The 19,837-nt window shown below is 73.0% G+C and carries 20 protein-coding genes and 1 pseudogene; 6 read left to right on the forward strand and 15 right to left on the reverse strand.

The window, feature by feature from the left end:
• Positions 1 to 329: GntR family transcriptional regulator (locus tag ACLU3S_RS26705; protein WP_413954516.1), on the reverse strand; the 329-nt coding region annotated here is incomplete at its 3' end.
• On the opposite strand from ACLU3S_RS26705, the gene ACLU3S_RS26710 reads away from it, so the two are divergent.
• Together ACLU3S_RS26710 and ACLU3S_RS26715 are read left to right on the forward strand one after the other, a co-directional pair.
• Entirely contained in the window at positions 262 to 1,062 is an 801-nt protein-coding gene (locus ACLU3S_RS26710; protein WP_413954517.1) for a DMT family transporter, read from the forward strand. The genes ACLU3S_RS26705 and ACLU3S_RS26710 overlap by 68 nt on opposite strands.
• A gap of 19 nt (positions 1,063 to 1,081) precedes the next feature.
• Complete coding sequence (locus ACLU3S_RS26715; protein ID WP_413954500.1) at positions 1,082 to 1,282, forward strand: DUF1918 domain-containing protein; 201 nt, start codon at positions 1,082 to 1,084, stop codon at positions 1,280 to 1,282.
• 1 nt (position 1,283) lies between these two features.
• Here ACLU3S_RS26715 and ACLU3S_RS26720 read toward each other — a convergent pair whose 3' ends face one another.
• A complete protein-coding gene (locus ACLU3S_RS26720; protein WP_413954501.1) occupies positions 1,284 to 2,582 on the reverse strand; it encodes a glycoside hydrolase family 10 protein in 1,299 nt (432 codons plus the stop codon).
• 167 nt (positions 2,583 to 2,749) lie between these two features.
• Here ACLU3S_RS26720 and ACLU3S_RS26725 point away from each other — a divergent pair, with 167 nt between their 5' ends.
• A complete protein-coding gene (locus ACLU3S_RS26725; RefSeq protein WP_413954502.1) occupies positions 2,750 to 3,610 on the forward strand; it encodes a 3-hydroxybutyryl-CoA dehydrogenase in 861 nt (286 codons plus the stop codon).
• 193 nt (positions 3,611 to 3,803) lie between these two features.
• Positions 3,804 to 4,064, forward strand: a complete 261-nt coding sequence (locus ACLU3S_RS26730) for a hypothetical protein (protein ID WP_413954503.1) — start codon at positions 3,804 to 3,806, stop codon at positions 4,062 to 4,064.
• Between the two features lie 93 nt (positions 4,065 to 4,157).
• Here ACLU3S_RS26730 and ACLU3S_RS26735 read toward each other — a convergent pair whose 3' ends face one another.
• From ACLU3S_RS26735 to infC, 10 genes are all read right to left on the reverse strand, one after another.
• Positions 4,158 to 4,697, reverse strand: a complete 540-nt coding sequence (locus ACLU3S_RS26735; protein WP_413954504.1) for an NUDIX hydrolase — start codon at positions 4,695 to 4,697, stop codon at positions 4,158 to 4,160.
• 65 nt (positions 4,698 to 4,762) lie between these two features.
• Entirely contained in the window at positions 4,763 to 6,103 is a 1,341-nt protein-coding gene (locus tag ACLU3S_RS26740; protein WP_413954505.1) for a transcriptional regulator, read from the reverse strand.
• 109 nt (positions 6,104 to 6,212) lie between these two features.
• Positions 6,213 to 7,376, reverse strand: coding sequence for a PP2C family protein-serine/threonine phosphatase (locus ACLU3S_RS26745; protein ID WP_413954506.1), 1,164 nt, complete (start codon positions 7,374 to 7,376; stop codon positions 6,213 to 6,215).
• 234 nt (positions 7,377 to 7,610) lie between these two features.
• On the reverse strand, positions 7,611 to 10,124 hold the full coding sequence (pheT, locus tag ACLU3S_RS26750; RefSeq protein WP_413954507.1) for a phenylalanine--tRNA ligase subunit beta: 2,514 nt from the start codon (positions 10,122 to 10,124) through the stop codon (positions 7,611 to 7,613).
• Positions 10,124 to 11,245: a phenylalanine--tRNA ligase subunit alpha gene (gene pheS, locus ACLU3S_RS26755; RefSeq protein WP_413954508.1), complete on the reverse strand. Its 1,122-nt coding sequence runs from the start codon at positions 11,243 to 11,245 to the stop codon at positions 10,124 to 10,126. Before pheS ends, pheT begins: the two co-directional genes overlap by 1 nt.
• A gap of 188 nt (positions 11,246 to 11,433) precedes the next feature.
• Positions 11,434 to 12,567, reverse strand: a complete 1,134-nt coding sequence (locus tag ACLU3S_RS26760) for an ATP-binding protein (protein ID WP_413954509.1) — start codon at positions 12,565 to 12,567, stop codon at positions 11,434 to 11,436.
• Positions 12,568 to 12,617: 50 nt separating this feature from the next.
• On the reverse strand, positions 12,618 to 13,475 hold the full coding sequence (locus ACLU3S_RS26765) for a TrmH family RNA methyltransferase (protein ID WP_413954510.1): 858 nt from the start codon (positions 13,473 to 13,475) through the stop codon (positions 12,618 to 12,620).
• A gap of 299 nt (positions 13,476 to 13,774) precedes the next feature.
• Positions 13,775 to 14,158, reverse strand: coding sequence for a 50S ribosomal protein L20 (gene rplT / locus ACLU3S_RS26770; RefSeq protein WP_006141703.1), 384 nt, complete (start codon positions 14,156 to 14,158; stop codon positions 13,775 to 13,777).
• A gap of 98 nt (positions 14,159 to 14,256) precedes the next feature.
• Positions 14,257 to 14,451 carry a 50S ribosomal protein L35 gene (gene rpmI, locus ACLU3S_RS26775; RefSeq protein ID WP_004933563.1) on the reverse strand — a complete coding sequence of 65 codons (195 nt, stop codon included), beginning with the start codon at positions 14,449 to 14,451 and terminating at the stop codon, positions 14,257 to 14,259.
• A 113-nt stretch (positions 14,452 to 14,564) separates the two neighbouring features.
• Positions 14,565 to 15,227, reverse strand: coding sequence for a translation initiation factor IF-3 (gene infC / locus ACLU3S_RS26780; RefSeq protein ID WP_413954511.1), 663 nt, complete (start codon positions 15,225 to 15,227; stop codon positions 14,565 to 14,567).
• 341 nt (positions 15,228 to 15,568) lie between these two features.
• On the opposite strand from infC, the gene ACLU3S_RS26785 reads away from it, so the two are divergent.
• On the forward strand, positions 15,569 to 15,925 hold the full coding sequence (locus tag ACLU3S_RS26785; RefSeq protein WP_413954512.1) for a DUF1844 domain-containing protein: 357 nt from the start codon (positions 15,569 to 15,571) through the stop codon (positions 15,923 to 15,925).
• Between the two features lie 4 nt (positions 15,926 to 15,929).
• On the opposite strand, the gene ACLU3S_RS26790 is transcribed toward ACLU3S_RS26785, so the two are convergent.
• Positions 15,930 to 16,658, reverse strand: coding sequence for an SseB family protein (locus tag ACLU3S_RS26790; protein ID WP_413954513.1), 729 nt, complete (start codon positions 16,656 to 16,658; stop codon positions 15,930 to 15,932).
• A gap of 150 nt (positions 16,659 to 16,808) precedes the next feature.
• Here ACLU3S_RS26790 and ACLU3S_RS26795 point away from each other — a divergent pair, with 150 nt between their 5' ends.
• Positions 16,809 to 17,771 carry a serine hydrolase gene (locus ACLU3S_RS26795; protein ID WP_413954514.1) on the forward strand — a complete coding sequence of 321 codons (963 nt, stop codon included), beginning with the start codon at positions 16,809 to 16,811 and terminating at the stop codon, positions 17,769 to 17,771.
• 14 nt (positions 17,772 to 17,785) lie between these two features.
• Here ACLU3S_RS26795 and mycP read toward each other — a convergent pair whose 3' ends face one another.
• Positions 17,786 to 19,000: a type VII secretion-associated serine protease mycosin gene (gene mycP, locus ACLU3S_RS26800; RefSeq protein ID WP_413954515.1), complete on the reverse strand. Its 1,215-nt coding sequence runs from the start codon at positions 18,998 to 19,000 to the stop codon at positions 17,786 to 17,788.
• Positions 19,001 to 19,026: 26 nt separating this feature from the next.
• Positions 19,027 to 19,837 (reverse strand): annotated as a pseudogene (locus ACLU3S_RS26805) (hypothetical protein); the annotation flags it as partial.

Consider the following 19,837-nt stretch of genomic DNA (forward strand, 5'->3'; position numbering starts at 1 on the left):
AGCTGGGCGAGGGCGCGCGAGACGGTCACCGGGCTCACCCGGAACCGCTCGACCAGCGCCCGGCTCGACGGCAGCTTTCCGCCCGGTGAGTAGCGGTCGAGTTCCCGTCGAAGCTGTTCTGCCAGCTCGTCGACGCTGCTACGCTGATCCATGAGGAAACAGAGTAGCGCTACTGCGCCGACCCCGATAGCAGTCACCGCTCCCCGGGAGCGCCGCGGGCTCGGCACCGCGCTGGCGGCCCTGGGCGTCGCCTCCTTCTCGCTGACCTTCCCGGCCACCGCCTGGGGCCTGCAGGGCTTCGGCCCCTGGTCGCTGGTGGCCGTCCGCAGTGCCCTCGCCGCCCTCGTGGCGGGCGGCTGTCTGCTCGCGCTGCGCGTACGGCCGCCCGAGCGGCGCCATCTGCCGGGGCTGGCCGTCGTCGCGGCCGGCGTGGTGGTGGGGTTCCCGCTGCTGACCACCCTCGCCCTGCAGACCTCCACCACCGCGCACGCGGCCGTCGTGGTCGGGCTGCTGCCCCTGACCACGGCCGTGTGCGCGGCGCTGCGCACCGGCCGGCGACCCTCACGCCGGTTCTGGCTCGCGGCGGTCGCGGGCGCGGCGGCGGTGCTGGCGTTCACCGTCGCCCAGAGCGGTGGCGCGCTCACGGCCGCCGACGGCTTTCTGTTCGCGGCCCTGCTGGTGTGCGCGGCCGGATACACCGAGGGCGGCCGGCTCGCGCGGGTCATGCCGGGCTGGGAGGTCGTCGGCTGGGCGCTGGTGCTGTGCCTTCCGCTCAGCGTGCCCGGCGCCGCGCTGGCGCTGTCGCACGAGCCGGTGCATCTCACCTGGCACGGCATCACCGGTCTGCTGTGGGTCGCGCTGGGCTCCCAGTTCCTCGGTCTGGTCGTCTGGTACCGGGGCATGGCGGTCGTCGGCGTCCCCCGGGCCAGCCAGTTGCAGTTGGCCCAGCCGCTGCTCACACTGGTGTGGTCGGCGCTGCTGCTGGGCGAGCACTTCACGACGGCCGCGCCCTTGACCGCCGTCGCGGTGCTCGTGTGCATCGCCGTCACGCAGCGGTCGTGATCGTGAGGAGGGCCTGCACATGCGCGCAGCCAAGGGCGACCGCCTTGTCCAGCACGGCAGGGTGGTCGGTCAGCACGACCAGGTCAGTGAGGTCGTCGAAGTGATGGGACCGGAGGGCAAGCCGCCCTACCGCGTCCGCTTCCCGGACGGGCACGAGGCGATCATGTCCCCCGGACCCGACTGCCAGGTCAAGCACAAGGAAGAGCAACAACAGCACTAGCTCACCGCGGTGGCTTCGCCGGCCGCTCGTAGTGGTCGGCGACCACGTGTGCCATCGCGCCGATCGGGTCCGCCGCCACGTCCCTGGCGGCGAAGAACACATGCCCGCTCACCTGCGGGTGGCGGGCGGCGAGGGTGAGGTGCCGGGACAGCTCGGCCGGATCCTGCCAGGCCGCGGGCTGCCCGGCCGCCCCCGCCAGGTAGAGGGCCTCCCCGATGTGGAGCCGGGTCCCGGTGCCCGCGGCGACCGAGGCCCACCAGTCCACCAGGGTCGCGTAGTCGGCGTCGGCGAAGCCGATGGGCCAGTACAGCTGCGGGACGACGTAGTCGATCCACCGTTCACGCACCCAGGTGCGGGTGTCCGCGTAGAGGTCGTCGTACGTCTGGATGCCCGCCCGGGTGTCGGAGCCGCGCGCGTCGTCCGAGGCGTTGCGCCAGACCCCGAACGGGCTGATCCCGAACCGGGTGCCCGGCCGGACCCGCTGGATGCCCGCCGCCATCTCCCTGACCAGCCGGTCGGTGTTGTCGCGCCGCCAGGCGGCCCGGCCGGCGAAGTCGCCGCCGTGCCGGTCGTAGGCGGCGTCGTCGTCGAAGGTCTGCCCGGCGACCGGGTAGGGGTAGAAGTAGTCGTCGAAGTGGACCGCGTCCACGGGGTACTTGGCGACCGCGTCGAGCATCGCCCGCTGGACGAAGGCGCGGACCTCGGGCAGGCCCGGGTTGTAGTAGAGCCCCTCGGCGTACCGCACCACCCAGTCGGGGTGCTGGCGGGCCGGGTGGGAGGGCGCGAGACGGCCCGGGTCGGCGTGGGTCGCGATCCGGTACGGGTTGAACCAGGCGTGCAGTTCCAGGCCCCGCGCATGGGCCTCGCGCACGGCCGTGCCCAGCGGGTCCCACCCCGGGTCCCGGCCCTGGGTGCCGGTGAGGAACTCGGACCAGGGCTCGTACGGTGACGGCCACAGGGCGTCGGCGGTGGGCCGCACCTGGAGAATCACCGTGTTCAGCCGGTCGCGGACCGCCCGGTCGAGATGCGCGGTTAGTTCCGCGCGCTGCGCGGCGGCGCTCAGGCCGGGGCGTGAGGGCCAGTCCCGGTTCTCCACGGTCGCCATCCACACGCCCCGCATCCGCGTCGCGGCCAGGGCGCCGCGCGCCCCCGCGCCGGCCGTCCCCGCGGCCGCGCCGGTCCCCCGCGTCCGCCCGGTCCCGTGCGCCCCGCTCGCCGGTGCCGCCCCCGTGTCGCACGCGGCCGTGCCCACGGCCGACAGCGCCGCCAGCGTGAAGGCCCGCCGTGACATGCGCCCCATCCGCACTCCAGACTCTCCGGATCCGCCCGGCCACGGAACGTTGTGCGCCCAAGAATGCTCCCACCCAGGCGATCGATCATCGATACTTGGCGGTAACGTGCACGATCGGAGCAGGCGCCGAACCCGGAGGTCTGCCGAGACCCAGCAGAACCAGCGAAGGGGACGATGTGAGCGACATCGAGCGCGTCGGAGTCGTGGGCTGCGGCCAGATGGGCGCGGGCATCGCCGAGGTGTGCGCCCGCGCCGGACTGGACGTGAAGGTCGCCGAGACCACCGGCGAGGCCCTGGAGATCGGCCGTACCCGGCTGTTCAACTCCCTGGCCAAGGCGACCGAGCGCGGCAAGATCTCCGAGGAGGAGCGGGACGCCACGCAGGAGCGGCTGAGCTTCACCACCGACCTCGGCGAGTTCGCCGACCGCGACCTCGTGATCGAGGCGGTCGTGGAGAGCGAGCCGGTCAAGACCGAGATCTTCCAGGTGCTCGACCAGGTGGTGACCCGGCCGGACGCGATCCTGGCCTCCAACACCTCCTCGATCCCGCTGGTGAAGCTGGCGGTGGCCACCGCCCGCCCGGACCACGTCGTCGGCATCCACTTCTTCAACCCCGCCCCGGTGCAGCAGCTGGTCGAGCTGATCCCGGCGCTCACCACCTCCGAGGGCACCCTCGGCCGCGCCCAGGTCTTCGCCGAGAAGGTGCTCGGCAAGCACGCCATCCGCGCCCAGGACCGCTCGGGGTTCGTGGTGAACGCGCTGCTGGTGCCCTACCTGCTGTCCGCCATCCGGATGTTCGAGTCGGGCATCGCGAGCCGCGAGGACATCGACAACGGCATGGAGATGGGCTGCGCCCACCCGATGGGCCCGCTGAAGCTGTCCGACCTGATCGGCCTGGACACGATCGTCTCCATCGCCAACTCGATGTACGCCGAGTACAAGGAGCCGCTGTACGCCGCTCCCCCGCTGCTGCAGCGCATGGTCGAGGCGGGCCGGCTGGGCCGGAAGACCGGCTCGGGGTTCTACACCTACGGCTGATTACCGTCCGCGACGCCCCCGGGCCCGGCACCGATCCTCGGTGCCGGGCCCGTCCGTTTCACACGCCGTGTGCGCACCGGGCACGCATATGCCGCTCGCACACGCTCCCCACGCGCCGACCTGGCGAGTTGACTCTCCATGCGCATGCAAGGGAAGCGGAACAACCCGTTCGACTACGGAAAGGAGTGAACCCGTGACCGCCGATCCGGAGCATCCCGTGGTCCAGGGAGAACTCGCAGAGTTACGGCGCCGCCTCGACGTGGCCTACGCCAGGGTCGAGGGCGGCCTGGCGCTGCTCAGCCACCGCACCGAGGAGACCGCCAAGGAGCTGGACGAGCTGAACTCCCGGATGGTCTCGCTGGAACACGCGCGCTGGCCGCTGCCCTCGCTCGCCGTGCTGACGGCGCTCGGTGCGCTCGTGGTGACGGTCTGGCAGGCGCTGGCCGCTCGCTGAGCGGGCTGCCGGCCCTTGGCGAACCCGAGGGCGGGCTCCTGGCCCGAGGCCGGCTCGCGCGGGCCACTGGCCCCGGGTGAGCCTGAGGGCGGACTACTGGCCCTCGGCGAGCCTGAGGTGGTGCAGCAGGAGTAACGCGGCCGCCATGTTGGCGGCCGGGACCTCCCCACGGGCGATCAGGTCGGGCACGAGTTTGAGGGAGACCCACTCCCGGCGGTCCGACTCGAAGTCGTCCACGGGGTGTCCGACGTACTCGCCCCGCTCCGACCAGTAGATGTGGTGCCGGGCGTCGGTGAGGCCGTTGGACGGCTCCACGCTCATGAGGTGGTGCAGGGGCCCCGGCCGCCAGCCGGTCTCCTCCTCCAGTTCCCTGGCGGCCGCGCTCGCGATGTCCTCGCCGTCCTCGACGACGCCCGCCGCGAGTTCCCAGCCCCAGCTGTCCGTGATGAAGCGGTGGCGCCACAGCAGGAGGACCTCGTTGGCCTCGTTGACCACCGTGGCCACGGCCACCGGCCGCAGCCGGATCAGGAAGTGGTCGAGGTGCCGGCCGTCCGGCAGCTCCACATCAGCGAGATTGACGCTGAACCAGCGGTTTTCATACACAGTTTGTTCGTTCTGTTTCGTCCACTGCACGGTTCTGCCACCTTCCGCCGAGTAAGTGGCAATATCGCAGCAGGGACTGTGTGCCCACAGAGCGCCTACAGCGGTACGCGCAGCGCCCCGTCGATGAGCTCCGCCGCCTCGGCGGTCCCGGCCGACCCGCAGCGCACCAGATGCTCGCGCACCGCGCGGAGTCTGTCGCGCAGCCGCTGGGACTCCATTCCGCGCGCCTGCTCGGCCATCTGCACGGCGGTGACCACGGCCTTGTCCGCGTTGCCCTGGCGCAGCTCGATCGTGCTCAGCATCGCCAGCCGGTGCACCCGCCCCCGGTCGTGGGCCGGGTTGTCCACGGCGGCCGCCGCGTGCTCGCAGGCGGCCGCGAGCTCCCCGAGACTCAACAGCGCCTCGGCCACCTGCACGTTGACCAGGCCGGGCTGGACGTAGCCGGTCTCGTCGGGCTCGTATCCGCGCCGGATGCGTTCGGCGGCGGCCTCCGCCCGCCGGATGCAGGACAGGGCGCTGGTCGAGTCGCCGAGGTGGGCGTAGGCCTTGGCCTGCATCGCGTACAGGTCGGAGGCGAGCGCCGGGGTGATGTGCTTGCCCGCGGCACGCAGCGCGGCCTCGGCGAAGGCCACGGCCTGGCGGTACTCCCGCATGAACAGCGACTGGTTGACCAGCAGCGCTATGACGTAGGCCCCGAGTCCCCGGTCACCACTGGCCTTGGCGAGCCTGAGCGCCTGGTGGAAGTAGCGCTGGGCGAGCCCGTGCGCGTCCGAGTCGTAGGCGCAGATCCCGGCGATGGCGACCAACCCGCCCGTGGCCCGGTGCAGTTGGCGTCCGGTCGCGTCGGTGTAGCTGCCCCGCAGCAGCGGTGCCGCCTCGGCGTTGAGGAAGCCGACGATGCGGGCGCGGGTCGCGATGCCGCCGGCCTTCCGGTACATCTGCTCGTAGTGCGTGCGGGCGGCGCGCAGCATCTCGATGTCGGCCGGGGTGACCCGGTGCCGGCCGCCACGGGAGACGTCGACGTCCTCCGGCGGGTTCTCCCACTCCCACACCGGCATCACGGCAGGCGTGCCGGTGACGGCGGGGGCGCCCAGCACATGGGGGCGCTGCTGTTCGTCGGAGCGCCACAGGGCGGTGGCCCGCTCCACGAAGCCGGACAGCGAGCCCATGTGCGGGGTACTGGGCTCTCCGGGCACCCCGAGGCCGATGTCGTCCAGGGTCACCGGCCGGTGCAGCCGGGCGGCCAGCACCTCGCAGATCAGGTCGGGCACCTGGCCGCGGGGCCGCTGCCCCTTCAACCACCGGGCCACGGCGGTGTGTTCGTAGCGGAGCGCGAGGCCCCTTCTGCGGCCCGCCTGGTTCACATGGGCGGCGAGGCCCGCGTGCGAGATCCCCGCCTCGTCCAGGATGGCGTCGAGCAGAGTGTTGGGCTGCATGGGATGCCCCCCGAGTGCCTGGTGTCGTCAGGGTAGTGGCTCCGCCTTCACACGGGGTGTGAACGGAGTACTCGCATCCGCTGTGTGCGTGCGGTGTCGCTCAGCGTGGTCAGCCGGTTGACTGAGATCCCTCGCAAGAGGCCGGCCAGGCCGCCGGCTCCCCCTCGAACAGCGGTGGCTTGGCCGGGTGTCCGGTGAGGTGCGACGGGCGGTGCGCGGCCGGCCGCGGGTCGGCGGGGGCCTGGCGCACGGCGCCCCGCGCGCCCGGGAGCGGGACCTGCCTCCGGTCGTTGCGCAGGACCAGGAGTGCGGTGTCGTCGGTCGGCCGGCCGGCCGTGTGGTGCAGCAGAGCCGTGAAGACCGTGCGCAGCACCGCCTGGGGCGTGACCGGTTGATCGCGTACGGCCGTGTGCAGCGCGTCAGGCAGCGAGAAGAACCGGCCCCGGCCGTCCCGGGCGTCCTCCACGCCGTCGGTGAACAGGACCAGCGACTCGCCGGGACGCAGGTGACCGCAGGGGCCGGCCTCCGGTTCGTCCGGCAGCGGGAACGGGCCCAGCGGCGGCAGCGGGTCCGCGCGGGTCAGGGGTTCGACGCCTGTGCCCCGGAGCAGATACGGCCATGGATGCCCGCAGTTGAGGGCGCGCAGGCCGCCGTCCGGGGCGATCTCCAGGAGCAGGACGGTGACGAACTCCTCGGCGACCGGGTGGTCGGGGTCCGGGCCGCCGTGCGCGGGGTGTTCGGCGCGGGCCCGTTCACGCAGGTGCCGGGCCAGGGCGCGGTCCAGTCTGCGGAGCACCCCGCCCAGTTCGGGCTCGTCGTGGGCGGCCTCGCGGAAGCTGCCGAGGAGGGCGGCGACGGTGCCGAGGGCGGCCAGGCCGTGCCCTCGTACGTCGCCCATCACCACCCGGACCCCGTGCTCCGTGGCGATCGCCTCGTACAGGTCGCCGCCGACGCTCGCGCCCCGGTCGGCGGACAACTGGGCCGCGGCGACGTGCAGTCCGTCCAGGCGCGGCGGCAGCGGCCGCAGTACGACGCTCTGCGCGGCCCGCGCCGCGCGCCGGGCGAGCCGCAGTTCGCGCAGCAGGGCACGGCGGACGTGGGCTATGAGGCCGGTGCCGACGGCGAGAAAGACGGCGCTGGTGAGGATGCGGGCGCCGAGCCCGTCCTGCTGGGCGAGGGGGCAGCCGAGCTTGTAGGTGACCGCCGCCGTTCCCCAGAGCGTGGGCAGTGCGGCTCCTCGCGCGGTGGGCGCCCGTGCCTTGATGCGGATCATGCCACTGGTCCCCCAGATGGGCCCTGACAGAGCAGACGGACCGACCCCGAAAGGCCGGTCCGATTCTGTCGACGGCGGGACCCACAAGGGCCGGATCACCGTGCACGATCACCCGAACGAGTGAGAAACACCCTGGTCAGCGTGCATTTATGCAGTTATGGCCCGGTGCCGGAAGCGCATCGGCCGGCCGCGGACACCCCGCGGCCGGCCGACGAGAAGCCCCTTGCCGGGGGATCAGGCCCTCAGCACCGCACCCGTGCGCTCGCCGGCGAGGGCGACAGCCGCATCGCGGGCGGCGGACGCCTCGTCCACGGTCAGCGTCCGGTCACCGGCGCGGAAGCGCAGCGCGTACGCCAGCGACTTCCTGCCCTCGCCCAGCTGCTCGGCGTTCTCGTAGACGTCGAACAGCCGGATGGACTCGAGCAGTTCACCGGCGCCCTCGCGCAGCGCCGCCTCGACGTCGCCGGAGGGGACCGGCTTGTCGACGACGAGGGCGACGTCCTGCGTGGCGACCGGGAAGGTGGAGATGCGCGGCGCCTGCGGAGCGCCGTCGCCCACCGCCTCCAGCGCGTCCAGGTTCAGCTCCATCGCGCAGGTGCGCTCGGGCAGCCCCAGGGCCTTCAGGACGCGCGGGTGCAGTTCTCCCGCGTGCCCCACGACCGTCTGCGCGCCGTCGGCGGCGACCACCAGTTCCGCGCAGCGGCCGGGGTGCCACGGGCCGTAGGCGCCCTTGCGGACGATCAGCTCGGCGCCGGCCTCCCGGGCGACCATGCGCCCGGCCTCGACCGCGTCGGCCCAGTCCGCCGGGCGCCCCTTGCCCCACCAGCCGGCCTGCTCGCGGGCGCCCGTGAGCACGACCGCGACGTGCCGCGGCTGCTCGGGCAGCGCGGCGTTCAGCTCCGCGATCTCCTCGTCGGTGGGGCGGCGGTCGACGGGCAGGTGCCCGGCGGCGCGCTGCTCCTCGCGGGGGTGGAACACCAGCCCGGTCTCGAACAGCGCCAGGTCGTGCGAACCGCGGCCGTCGTTGCGCCGCAGCGCGGCCAGCAGGCCCGGCAGCAGCGTGGTGCGCAGCGCGGGTTCCTCGTCGCTGAGCGGGTTGACCAGCTTCACGACGCGGCGGGCCGGGTCGTCGGCCTCCAGGCCGAGCTGGTCGAAGACCTGCTCGCCGACGAACGGGTAGGTCGGCGCCTCGACGTAGCCCGCGCCGGCCAGCGCCCGGCCGACCCTGCGGTGCAGCCGCTGACGGTGGGTCAGGCCGCGGCCCGAGGGCGGCTTGGGCAGCGTGGAGGGCAGGTTCTCGTAGCCCTCGAGCCGGATGACCTCCTCGGCGAGGTCGTTGGGGTCGGCCAGGTCGGGACGCCAGGACGGGACGGTGACGACCAGCTCGTCCTGCCCGTAGACGTCGCAGCCGACCTCCTGGAGCCGGCGCACGACCGTCTCGCGGCCGTAGACGACGCCCGCGACCTTGTCCGGGTGGTCGGCCGGGACGGTGATGGTGTGCGGGGCCGAGGGCGCGACGACCTCGGTGACGCCCGCCTCGGCGGTGCCGCCCGCGAGCAGCACCAGCAGGTCCACCGTGCGCTGGGCGGCGGCCGCCGCGGCCTGCGGGTCGACGCCGCGCTCGAAGCGGCGGGACGCCTCGGACAGCAGCTTGTGGCGCCGGCCCGTGCGGGCGATCGACACGGCGTTGAAGTGGGCCGCCTCGATGACCACGTCGGTCGTGGCGTTCTCGACGTCGTCGTGGTCGGCGATCTCCGTGTGGGCGCCGCCCATCACGCCGGCGAGGCCGATGGGACCGCGGTCGTCGGTGATGACCAGGTCCTCGGAGTGCAGCTTGCGCTCGACGCCGTCGAGGGTGACGAGCTTCTCGCCCTCCCGGGCCCGGCGCACGCCGATCGTGCCGTGGACCAGCTTGCGGTCGTAGGCGTGCAGGGGCTGGCCCAGCTCCATCATCACGTAGTTGGTGACGTCGACGGCGAGCGAGATCGGGCGCATGCCGACCTTCTGCAGCCGGCGCTGCAGCCAGATCGGGGAGCGGGCCTCGGGCTGCAGGCCGGTGACCGTGCGGGCGACGAAGCGGTCGCAGCCCAGGGGCTCGGAGACCTGGACCGGGTAGCCGTAGGCGTTCGGGGCCGGCACGTCGATCAGGGCCGGGTCGCGCAGCGGCAGGCCGTAGGCGATGGCGGTCTCGCGGGCGACGCCGCGGATGGACAGGCAGTCGCCGCGGTTGGCGGTGACGGCGATGTCCAGCACCTCGTCGACGAGCTCCAGCAGCTCGATGGCGTCCTTGCCGACCTCGGTCTCCCGCGGCAGCACGATGATGCCGTGGCTGCCGTCGTCGCCCATGCCCAGCTCGTCGGACGAGCAGATCATGCCGTGGGACGTCCGGCCGTAGGTCTGGCGGGCGGAGATGGAGAAGCCGCCGGGCAGGGTGGCACCGGGCAGGACCACGACGACCTTGTCGCCGACCGCGAAGTTGCGGGCGCCGCAGACGATCTCCTGGGGCTCACCGGTGCCGTTGGCCTGGCCGACGTCGACGGTGCAGAACCGGATCGGCTTCTTGAAGCCCTCGAGCTCCTCGATGGTCAGCACCTGGCCGACGACCAGCGGGCCCTTGAGGTCGGCGCCGAGCTGCTCGACGGTCTCGACCTCGAGCCCGGCCGAGACGAGCTTCTCCTGGACGTCGCGGCCGGTTTCCGTCGCCGGCAGGTCGACGTACTCCCGCAGCCAAGAAAGCGGGACCCGCATCAGATCTCCATCCCGAACGGCCGGGTGAACCGGACGTCACCCTCGACCATGTCTCGCATGTCCTCGACGTTGTGGCGGAACATCAGCATCCGCTCGATGCCGAACCCGAAGGCGAAGCCGCTGTACTTCTCCGGGTCGACGCCGCAGGCGGTGAGCACCCGCGGGTTGACCATGCCGCAGCCGCCCAGCTCGATCCAGCCCTCGCTGGAGCAGGTGCGGCAGGGACGGTCGGGGTTGCCGACGGACTCGCCCTTGCAGACGTAGCAGAGCATGTCCATCTCGGCGCTCGGCTCGGTGAAGGGGAAGAAGTTCGGACGCAGCCGGGTCTTCATGCCCTCGCCGAACAGCGACTGGACCATGTGGTCCAGGGTGCCCTTGAGGTCGGCCATGGTCAGGCCCTCGTCCACCGCCAGCAGCTCGACCTGGTGGAAGACGGGGGTGTGCGTGGCGTCCAGCTCGTCCGTGCGGTACACGCGGCCCGGGCAGATCACGTAGACCGGCAGCTCGCGGTCGAGCAGCGAGCGGATCTGGACGGGCGAGGTGTGGGTGCGCAGCACGATGCCGGACTCGGTGCCGCCGTCCGGCCCCTGCACGAAGAAGGTGTCGGCCTCGCCGCGGGCCGGGTGGTCCGGGCCGATGTTCAGGGCGTCGAAGTTGAACCACTCGGCCTCGACCTGCGGGCCCTCGGCGACCTCGTAGCCCATGGCCACGAAGATGTCCTCGATGCGCTCCGAGAGCGTGGTCAGCGGGTGGCGGGCGCCGGCCGGCACGCGGTCGTACGGCAGCGTGACGTCGACGTCCTCCTCCACCAGCACGCGGGCGTCGCGCTCGGCCTCCAGTTCGGCCTGGCGCGCGGCCAGGGCCTTGTTGACCGCGCCGCGGGCCATGCCGACGCGCTTGCCGGCGTCGGCCTTGGCGTGCGGGGGCAGGGCGCCGATCTCGCGGTTGGCGAGGGCCAGCGGGGAGGCGGGGCCGGTGTGGGCGACCTTGGCCTCGTGGAGCGCGTCGAGGGAACCCGCGGCGGCGAAGGCGGCGAGCGCCTCGTCCCGCATGCGCTCGATCTGTTCCGGTTTCAACGCCTCGACCTCGACTGGGTCGTACGACTTATTGGGTGCCGACATCTCTTCCCGTGCTTCCGATTGTCCCCCAGCTGACGCTGGGAGGTGCCCACTGGCGGATGGTCCCCGTCACCGACTCCGGGTTTCCTGAGGGCCGTGTGAAGGACACAAAGGTGCCAAAGGCCGAGTCTAACGGGGTGGAGGCAGACGAATGCGCCCGCGGGCCGCTCTCCGGCTGTTCTCTGCCGTCCTCAGGCGAGATAGGCCGGGGCGCCCACGGGCAACGTAAATCGGAACTCGGCGCCGCCACCGGCGGCGCGGCCGACCGTGATGGTGCCGCCGTGGGCCTCGACGATGCCCTTGACGATGTACAGCCCGAGACCCGTGCCGCCGCGCTTGCTGCCCCGCCAGAAGCGGGTGAAGACGCGGTTCATGGACTCCTCCGGGATGCCGGGCCCCTCGTCGCTCACCGTGACCGACGTGCCGGCTTCCTCGCCCTCGCGGGGGGACGCCGTGGGCGTGACGTCAATGGTGACGGTTCCCGCGCCGTGCCGCACGGCATTTTCCAGCAGATTGCTCAGGACCTGGTCGATCTTGTCGGGGTCGGCCCAGAGCGCGGGCAGCGGCTGCGCGATGCGCAGCAGGAAGCGGTCGGCGGGCCGGCCGGCGGCGACATGGGCCTGGATGTGCCGGGAGACGGCGGCCCCGATGTCGACCGGCTGCCGGCGCACCTCGAGGCGGCCCGAGTCGATCCGCGAGATGTCGAGCAGCTCGGCGATGAGCCGGGTGACGCGGTCGGCGTCGGCGTCCACGGTCTCCAGCATCAGCCGCTTCTGGTCGTCGGTGAACCGCTCCCACTTGGCGAGGAGCGTGGCCGTGAAGCCCTTCACGGAGGTCAGCGGGGAACGCAGCTCGTGGGCGACGGTGGCGATCAGCTCGGCGTGGCTGCGCTCGGTGCGGCGGCGCGCCTCGGTGTCGCGCAGGCAGACGACGACTTGCTGGACGGGCCCGAGCGGCTCGCCGCGCACGTACCGGGCGGAGACCAGCACCTCCCTGCCGCCGGGCAGCAGGAGGTTGCGCTCCGGCTGCCGGACCCGGATCGCGAGCCCGCCGTAGGGGTCGGTGAGCTGCCACCAGCGCCGCCCCTCGAGATCCTCCAGCGGCAGCGCCTTCTCCAGGGGCTGCCCGAGGGCGTCGGCGGCCCGTACGGCGGTGATGCGTACGGCGGCGGCGTTGAAACACACGACACGGCCCTGCTCGTCCGCGACGACCAGGCCGTCGGGCAGCTGGTCGGGGTCGATGCCGGTGTGGTCGGCGCAGCGGGGCGCGGGTGCGCGCGGCGCGTCCCGCTCCTCCGGCGCGGTGCTCGTGCCGGCCACACTCATCCCCGTACCCCACCTCTCAGACCGCGCAGGGCCCCGAGCTGGCCACCCTACTAGCTCAGGGTGACGGAGCGGCACCCTCCGGAGGCGCGCTGCGCACGGGCCGACGCGTAGAGACATACGGCGGCGGCCGTGGCGAGGTTCAGGCTCTCGGCCTTTCCGTGGATCGGGACGCGTACGACGGCGTCCGCGAGGGCGCGGGTCTCCTGCGGCAGCCCCCAGGCCTCGTTGCCGAACACCCAGGCGGTGGGGCCGCCCATCGTGCCCTTGTCCAGCTCCTGGTCCAGGTCGCGGTCGCCCGCGCCGTCGGCGGCGAGGACGCGCACGCCGGCGCGCTTGAGCCCGTCCACGGCCGCTTCGACGGGGATGCCGACGGCCACGGGCAGGTGGAACAGCGAGCCGACGGAGGCCCGGACGGCCTTGGGGTTGTACAGGTCGACGGAGGCGTCGGTGAGGACCACGGCCTCGGCGCCGGCGGCGTCGGCGCACCGGAGCACGGTCCCGGCGTTCCCGGGATCCCGCACATGGGCGAGGACGGCGACCAGCTTCGGCCGGGCGGCGAGGATGCCGTCGAACGGGGTGTCCAGGAACCGGCACACCCCGACGAGGCCCTGCGGTGTGACGGTCGTGGAGATGTCGGCGATGACCTCGTCGGAGGCCAGGTGCACCCGCGCCCCGGCGCCGCGCGCGTCGGCGACGATGTCGGCGTACCGCTCCGCGGTCTCCACGGTGGCGAACAGCTCCACGAGGGTGGGCATGCCGTCCGCTCCCCGATGCCCGGCGGCCTCCCGGACGGCCTGCGGCCCCTCCGCGAGAAACAGCCGGTCCCTGCCCCGGAAGTTCCGCTTGGCGAGCCGCCGGGCGGCACTGACACGGGCGGACCGGGGGGAGATCAGCTCGGGGAGGGGCATCCTTGTTCTTCGCTTTCAGGAGATCGTGGGCTGCGGCACCAGTCTCGCTCACCGGCGCGGGCCCGGGTGCCGGTGCTCTCGAGAAGCCAACGGCACCGGCGGCGCCCCGCCGGGGGAGCGGGGAACCGCGCGGGCAGGCGCGACGCACCCGCGGCCGTACGACGGGCCGGGCCGCCCCGGACAGCGGGCCACCCGGACGACGGCCGACCCGGACAACGGGCCACCCACACAACAGCGGGACCCGCAAGCCACGAGAGCCTGCGGGTCCAGTGAGCGTCGGCTGTGCGGCCGACGCGGGGTCACGCCGCCTTGGGCGCGTTGACGTCGCTCGGCAGCGCCTTCTGCGCGACCTCGACGAGCGCGGCGAAGGCGTTGGCGTCGTTGACGGCCAGCTCGGCCAGGATCTTGCGGTCGACCTCGACGTTCGCGGCCTTCAGACCCTGGATGAAGCGGTTGTAGGTGATGCCGTTGGCGCGGGCGGCGGCGTTGATGCGCTGGATCCACAGCTGACGGAAGTCGCCCTTGCGCTTCTTGCGGTCGTTGTAGTTGTAGACCAGCGAGTGGGTGACCTGCTCCTTGGCCTTGCGGTACAGGCGCGAACGCTGACCGCGGTAGCCGGAGGCCTGCTCGAGGATCGCCCGGCGCTTCTTGTGGGCGTTGACTGCCCGCTTGACGCGTGCCACTTCTTAACTCCTTGTAGCGGGGTCGTGGGGGTCCTCACACGACCCGGAAACGAATGGGTCCCGGTCCAGACGCATGGCGCTCGGTCGGCGCCGCGGCGTCACTTGCCGAGAAGCTTCTTGATCTTCGCGGCGTCGCCCGGGGCCATCTCGGCGTTGCCGGTGAGGCGACGCGTCACGCGGGACGACTTGTGCTCGAGCAGGTGGCGCTTGCCGGCGCGCTCACGGAGCACCTTGCCGGAGCCGGTGACCTTGAAGCGCTTGCTGGCACCGCTGTGCGACTTGTTCTTCGGCATAGCGCCGTTCTCTCCTCGTCGGTGGCGCTCCCGTGCCCGGTCGCGAAAACCGGGCACGATGGAGCGTCGCATGTGTATCGGTTACGTCCTGGGGACCGCGGGGTCCCCCGGGATCACGCCTCGGCAGGCTCCTCGGACGGTGCCTGAGCCTCGGCAGGGTTCTGCGACTTGCCGGGGTTCGCCTTCGCCTCGGCCTTGCGGGCCTCCTGCGCCTGGCGGGCCTCGGCCATCGCCTCGGTCTTCTTCTTGTGCGGACCGAGGACCATGATCATGTTGCGGCCGTCCTGCTTCGGGTTCGACTCCACGAACCCGAGGTCCTGGACGTCCTCCGCCAGCCGCTGCAGCAGTCGGTAGCCCAGCTCGGGCCGGGACTGCTCGCGACCACGGAACATGATCGTGATCTTGACCTTGTCGCCCTGCTTGAGGAACCGGACGACGTGACCCTTCTTGGTGTCATAGTCGTGCGGGTCGATCTTCGGCCGGAGCTTCATCTCCTTGATGACCGTGTGCGCCTGGTTCTTGCGCGCCTCACGGGCCTTCATGGCCGACTCGTACTTGAACTTCCCGTAGTCCATGAGCTTGCACACGGGCGGACGGGCGTTCGCCGCGACCTCGACCAGGTCCAGGTCGTACTCCTGCGCAAGCTCCAGTGCCTTCGCGAGCGGCACGATGCCGACCTGCTCGCCACTGGGACCGACAAGTCGCACCTCGGGAACGCGAATCCGGTCGTTGATGCGGGGCTCGGCGCTGATGGATCCTCCTCGGTAGCACCACACGGTTGTCTGGCGGACAGCCGCGTACGTCTCTTTTCGTTAGACCGAACCGCGCCGAAGCAGAAAAAATGCCCCGGACGATCACAGGCGGGGCTCCAATGACTACCGGAGCACCGCCGCGGTGACCGCGGGGCGCACTCTCGGGCGGCTCCATCGTCCGTACGGAACGATGGTGGCCGCCTGACCGGGTGACCCGCCGTCCCGGGGGACGGTCGGGTGGGAGATCGGAGCCTCCACTTGTGGGCCGGGCAAGTCTGTCCGGCCGGTCGTCCACCAGGTTAGCAGGATCGCTTGACGGGGCCTAATCGAGAAGACGCAATCGGGGACCGCATAGGGTGTGGGCCATGAGTGAGACCTCTCCTGAGAACCCCGACTTCGACGCGATGACCCGGGACATCGCCGAGGTCCCCGCCGTCGAGGTGATCGTGACGGTCGCCGTCAACCTGATGAGCGCCGCCGCCGTGAAGCTCGGGCTCAGCGAGGAGGGGGACAAGTACAAGGACCTGGACGAGGCCCGCAAGCTGATCACCGCGCTCGCCGGCCTGCTGGACGCGAGCACGACGGAGATCAGCTCCTTCCACGCGGCCCCGCTGCGCGACGGGCTGAAGTCGCTGCAGCTGGCCTTCCGCGAGGCCTCGATCGTCCCGGACGAGCCGGGCCAGGGACCGGGCGAGAAGTACACCGGCCCGGTCTACGGCTAGCCGGTCATCGTACGTACAAGGGCTCGCCCGGAGGTGTCGCCCCGGCCGGCAGCACTGCCAGGTCGAGGCCGCGCACCAGGCGGGCCCTCAGCGTCTCGTCGGCGGCGAGGCGCCCGGCGACCGCGCGGGCGGCCTCGGCGGGCGGGGCGGCCGGGTCCAGGACCAGCGCGAGGGTGCCGTCGGCCCGTCCGGGGCCGAGGTGGGCGCGCAGCACGGCGGGCTCCGCCGCCACGGCCGTGCGGACGGCCTCCACGACCGCCGGGTCGGTGAGCGGGTCGGTGCTGGTGCGGCCCTCGGCGAGCGCGAGCAGCGCCGGTCCGGTCAGCTCGAAGGGCACCGGCCCGGCGAGATCGAGCACGACCGTGTCGGCCTTCTCGTGCGCGGCGGCCTGCAGCGCCTGGTGCAGGGGTACGGCGACCGGGCGGGCCTGCGGGTCCCAGCGGGCGAGGGAGTCGGTGGAGGTGAACGCGGGCAGCGCGGTACGGCCGCCGGCCTTCAGGGTGGGGACGGCCATGTCGCTGGTCTTCTCGCGGCGCAGCCCCCGCTCGTCCTCCTCCGCCTCGCCGAGCACGGCGACGACCGGGACGAGCAGACGGGCGCCCTTCAGCGCCTCCAGGACCGGCCCGAGGGCCCCGCGGTCCTCTGCCCAGGCGGCGAGCGCCGCGCTCAGCCGGGGGTCGGCGGAGCCGTCGTCGTCGGAGAAGCCGGGGTCGGGAATGTTCTTGTTCGCCACGGTCACCGACCCTATCGGGGGGATGCCGGCGAGCTTGTGCGGGGCCGCGGACGCGGGCGCCGCCGTCCTCACGGGAGTCTCAGCGATCCCTGATCCCCGTCTCATGCCCGCCCAACCCGGCGCACAGTCCCGGCCCCGAGCATCGTGGGCATGGAGTCCCCCAAAGCCCGCTCTCGCCGTCGTGCGCGCCCGTCCCGGCGCCGTGCGCCCCTCCTCGCCGCGCTCGTCGCCGTCGGGGTGTGCGGGGTCACGGGGGGCGGAACGGTCTGTGTGAAGGCGCGGGCGCACGCGGGGAGCGCGGCCGTACCGTCGTCGGGATCGCCCTCGGCCTCCGCCTCGGCCGGGGCGGGCGAGGAGGCCCCGGTGGAACCCGTGACCGAGCCGTCGGCGGTGGACCGGACGGCGCTACTGGCCAAGGCGATGGCGTCGGTGACCGTGCCGTCCGGCGCACGGGTGTCGGCGGCGGTGCTGCAACTCGACTCCGGCGAGAGCGCCGTCTTCGGCGGGTCCGCCTTCGACACGGCGAGCATCGTCAAGGTCGACATCCTGGCCGCGCTGCTGCTCCAGGCGCAGGACGCGGGGCGGCGTCTGACGGCGGCGGAGCGGGCGTACGCCACGAAGATGATCGAGAACAGCGACAACGCGTCCGCGACGGCGCTGTGGCACACGATCGGGCGGGCGGCCGGGCTGGACGCGGCGAACAGGCGCTTCGGGCTGACGCACACCTCCGGTGGCGACGGCGGGCTGTGGGGGCTGACGCAGACGACGGCCGCCGACCAACTGGCGCTGCTGCGGCAGGTGTTCGGGACGGAGTCGCTGCTGGGCGCGGCGTCGCGGACGTATGTACGGACCTTGATGGAGTGTGTCGAGACGGATCAGCGGTGGGGGGTGTCGGCGGTCGCGGACGGCGGTTCCTGGGCCCTGAAGAACGGGTGGCTGCCGCGCGGCACGACCGGGCTGTGGGATGTGAACAGCATCGGCCGGGTGACGGTGGACGGGTCCGGCTACCTGGTGGCGGTGCTGTCGAAGGGCACCGTGAGCCGGGCGCGGGGGATCTCGTTGGTGGAGGCCGCGGCCAGGGCGGCGGTGTCCTCGTTCACCGAAGCGCCGTAGCCGCTCAGGGAGTTTCAGGGAGTCGCCCTGCGGCCCCGCCACAGCACGGCCCCGGCCACCAGGAGCACTCCGCCCACGCTGCCGGCCAGCGGGGCCGCCCAGTCGGAGGTGGTGCCGGCGGACCTGGCGGCGTCCGGGCCCGGGCCGAAGTACTTCTTGCCGTACGACGCCGCGCTGAGGTCGTGCGGCCCGAGGTGGTCGGCCGCCTTCAGGGCCGCCGCCGGGTCGATCATGCCGAAGCCGCGGGAGTCGTCGCGGCCGCCGGCCGGAGGGTTCTGGGCGGTGTCCTCCAGGAGCTTCTTGATCTGGGCCGGGGTGAGGTCGGGGTGGGCGGACCTGATCAGCGCCGCGGCGCCGGAGACGAAGGCGGAGGCCGCGCTCGTGCCCCAGCCCTCGTAGTACTTGTGGTCCGGGTCGGCGATGACGACGTCGACGCCGGGCGCGCTGACGGCGGCGTACCAGCGGCGGGTGGAGAACGAGGCGCGGGTGCCGTAGCGGTCGACGGCGGTGGCGGCGATGACGCCGGGGTAGGCGGCCGGGTAGGAGACGTGGTCCCCCTTGTCGCCGCCGTTGCCGGCGGAGGCGACGACGACCACGCCCTTCTTCAGGGCGTACTGCACGGCCTCGTCCTCGCTGGGCTCGGGGTGCGCGGAGTTGGAGTCGTCGCCGAGGGAGAGGTTGATGACGTCGGCGCCGTGGTCGGCGGCCCAGCGGATGCCGTCGGCGAGGGCGTTGCCGCGGCTGGTGCGGGCCTTGGTGCGGGCGGGGTCACCGTCCTCCAGGATCACGCGGACCGGCAGGATCCTGGCCTCGGGGGCGACGCCGACGACGCCGTCGGCGTGACCGGGGCCGTGGCCGTGTCCGGCGATGATGCCGGCCATGGCGGTGCCGTGCCGGGCCCAGGCGCGGTCGCCCGGCTCGGCGCCGAAGCCGATCATGTCCTTGGCGGGCAGGACGTTGCCGACGAGGTCGGGGTGGTCGGCCTCGACCCCGGTGTCCAGGACGGCGACGGTGACGCCCCGGCCCTTCGTCGTACGCCAGGCCTCGTTCAGGTGGAGGGCGGACAGGCCCCACTCCTGGGCGCGGATGCCGTCGGCGTGGGCGGCCGACGGCACCAGGGCGAGGGAGCAGGCGAACAGCAGGCTCAGCGCCGCCCCGGACACCCGCGCACGGCGCCGGCCGCGTATGGATCGCCTCACAGGGGTCTCTCCGTGCCTCGATCGCCTCATGAAGGTCTCTGCGTGGCCCGACCGCCTCATGAGGGTTTCTCCGTGGCCGTGCCGGCGGTGCGCAGCAGACGCCGCTCGATGCGGTTCGCCAGGCCCTGCGCCTCGTTGCCGAGGCCGGCCTGGGCCGGTGCGGTGGTGGCGCCGGGACGGACGGCGTCGGCGGCGGGCTGCGGCGCTGCGGCCTTGCGGCCGTCGGCCCAGCCGGAGACGGCGTACACGACGACGGGGGCGTCGGTGAGCACGGAGATGGTCCAGGACGCGCGCTGGGCGTCGCCGAACCCGGCCGCGGCGGTGCCCTTGGCGGCGTACGGCCGCGGCATCAGGTCGGTGCGCCGGTCCAGGTGCTCGCTGCGGAACCGGGCGGCCAGCGCGGACATGGCGGCGGGGTCGGCCTTGGTGAACAGCAGGCCGACGGTGGTGACGTAGCTCTGGGTGGCGTCGGTGTAGGTGGCGCGCAGGAGCCGCCGGCAGCCGACGGGGGCCAGGACCTTGTGCAGCAGCGGGTCGAAGGCGTGGGCGCAGCCGCTGTCCGGGGCGACGGTGATCCGGGTCCAGGTGCGGTCGGCCCCGCCGGGCCCGGCGCCCATGCCCTCGACGGTGGGCGGGAAGAGTTGGTCGACGGGCACGCTGTGCCAGAGCGTGGCCGCGGCGCTGAACCCGTGCGCGGGGGCGTCGTCCCCGCCGTCCCCGGTGAGCCAGCTCCCGGTCACGGCACCGCCGATGAGTCCGAGGCCGAGCACCAGGCAGGCGGCCGCGGCGGCGGTGCGCGGCGGCACCCGGAGTCCCTTGCGTCCGCGCGGCGCCTCGGGCCGGCCGAAGGACCCGGCGGGCCGGTCG

This window comes from Streptomyces sp. AF1A (genome assembly GCF_047340315.1).
In the GTDB taxonomy this organism is placed as follows: Bacteria; Actinomycetota; Actinomycetes; order Streptomycetales; family Streptomycetaceae; genus Streptomyces.

Bases quoted from the DNA above. Each gene is read 5' to 3' on its own strand.
- ACLU3S_RS26785 (WP_413954512.1), top strand. From the start codon at position 15,569: ATGAGTGAGACCTCTCCTGAGAACCCCGACTTCGACGCGATGACCCGG.
- rpmI (WP_004933563.1), bottom strand. From the start codon at position 14,451: ATGCCGAAGAACAAGTCGCACAGCGGTGCCAGCAAGCGCTTCAAGGTC.
- ACLU3S_RS26715 (WP_413954500.1), top strand. From the start codon at position 1,082: ATGCGCGCAGCCAAGGGCGACCGCCTTGTCCAGCACGGCAGGGTGGTC.
- pheT (WP_413954507.1), bottom strand. From the start codon at position 10,124: ATGCGGGTCCCGCTTTCTTGGCTGCGGGAGTACGTCGACCTGCCGGCG.
- ACLU3S_RS26720 (WP_413954501.1), bottom strand. From the start codon at position 2,582: ATGGGGCGCATGTCACGGCGGGCCTTCACGCTGGCGGCGCTGTCGGCC.
- ACLU3S_RS26795 (WP_413954514.1), top strand. From the start codon at position 16,809: ATGGAGTCCCCCAAAGCCCGCTCTCGCCGTCGTGCGCGCCCGTCCCGG.
- ACLU3S_RS26765 (WP_413954510.1), bottom strand. From the start codon at position 13,475: ATGCCCCTCCCCGAGCTGATCTCCCCCCGGTCCGCCCGTGTCAGTGCC.
- ACLU3S_RS26760 (WP_413954509.1), bottom strand. From the start codon at position 12,567: ATGAGTGTGGCCGGCACGAGCACCGCGCCGGAGGAGCGGGACGCGCCG.
- pheS (WP_413954508.1), bottom strand. From the start codon at position 11,245: ATGTCGGCACCCAATAAGTCGTACGACCCAGTCGAGGTCGAGGCGTTG.
- mycP (WP_413954515.1), bottom strand. From the start codon at position 19,000: ATGAGGCGATCGAGGCACGGAGAGACCCCTGTGAGGCGATCCATACGC.
- ACLU3S_RS26745 (WP_413954506.1), bottom strand. From the start codon at position 7,376: ATGATCCGCATCAAGGCACGGGCGCCCACCGCGCGAGGAGCCGCACTG.
- ACLU3S_RS26740 (WP_413954505.1), bottom strand. From the start codon at position 6,103: ATGCAGCCCAACACTCTGCTCGACGCCATCCTGGACGAGGCGGGGATC.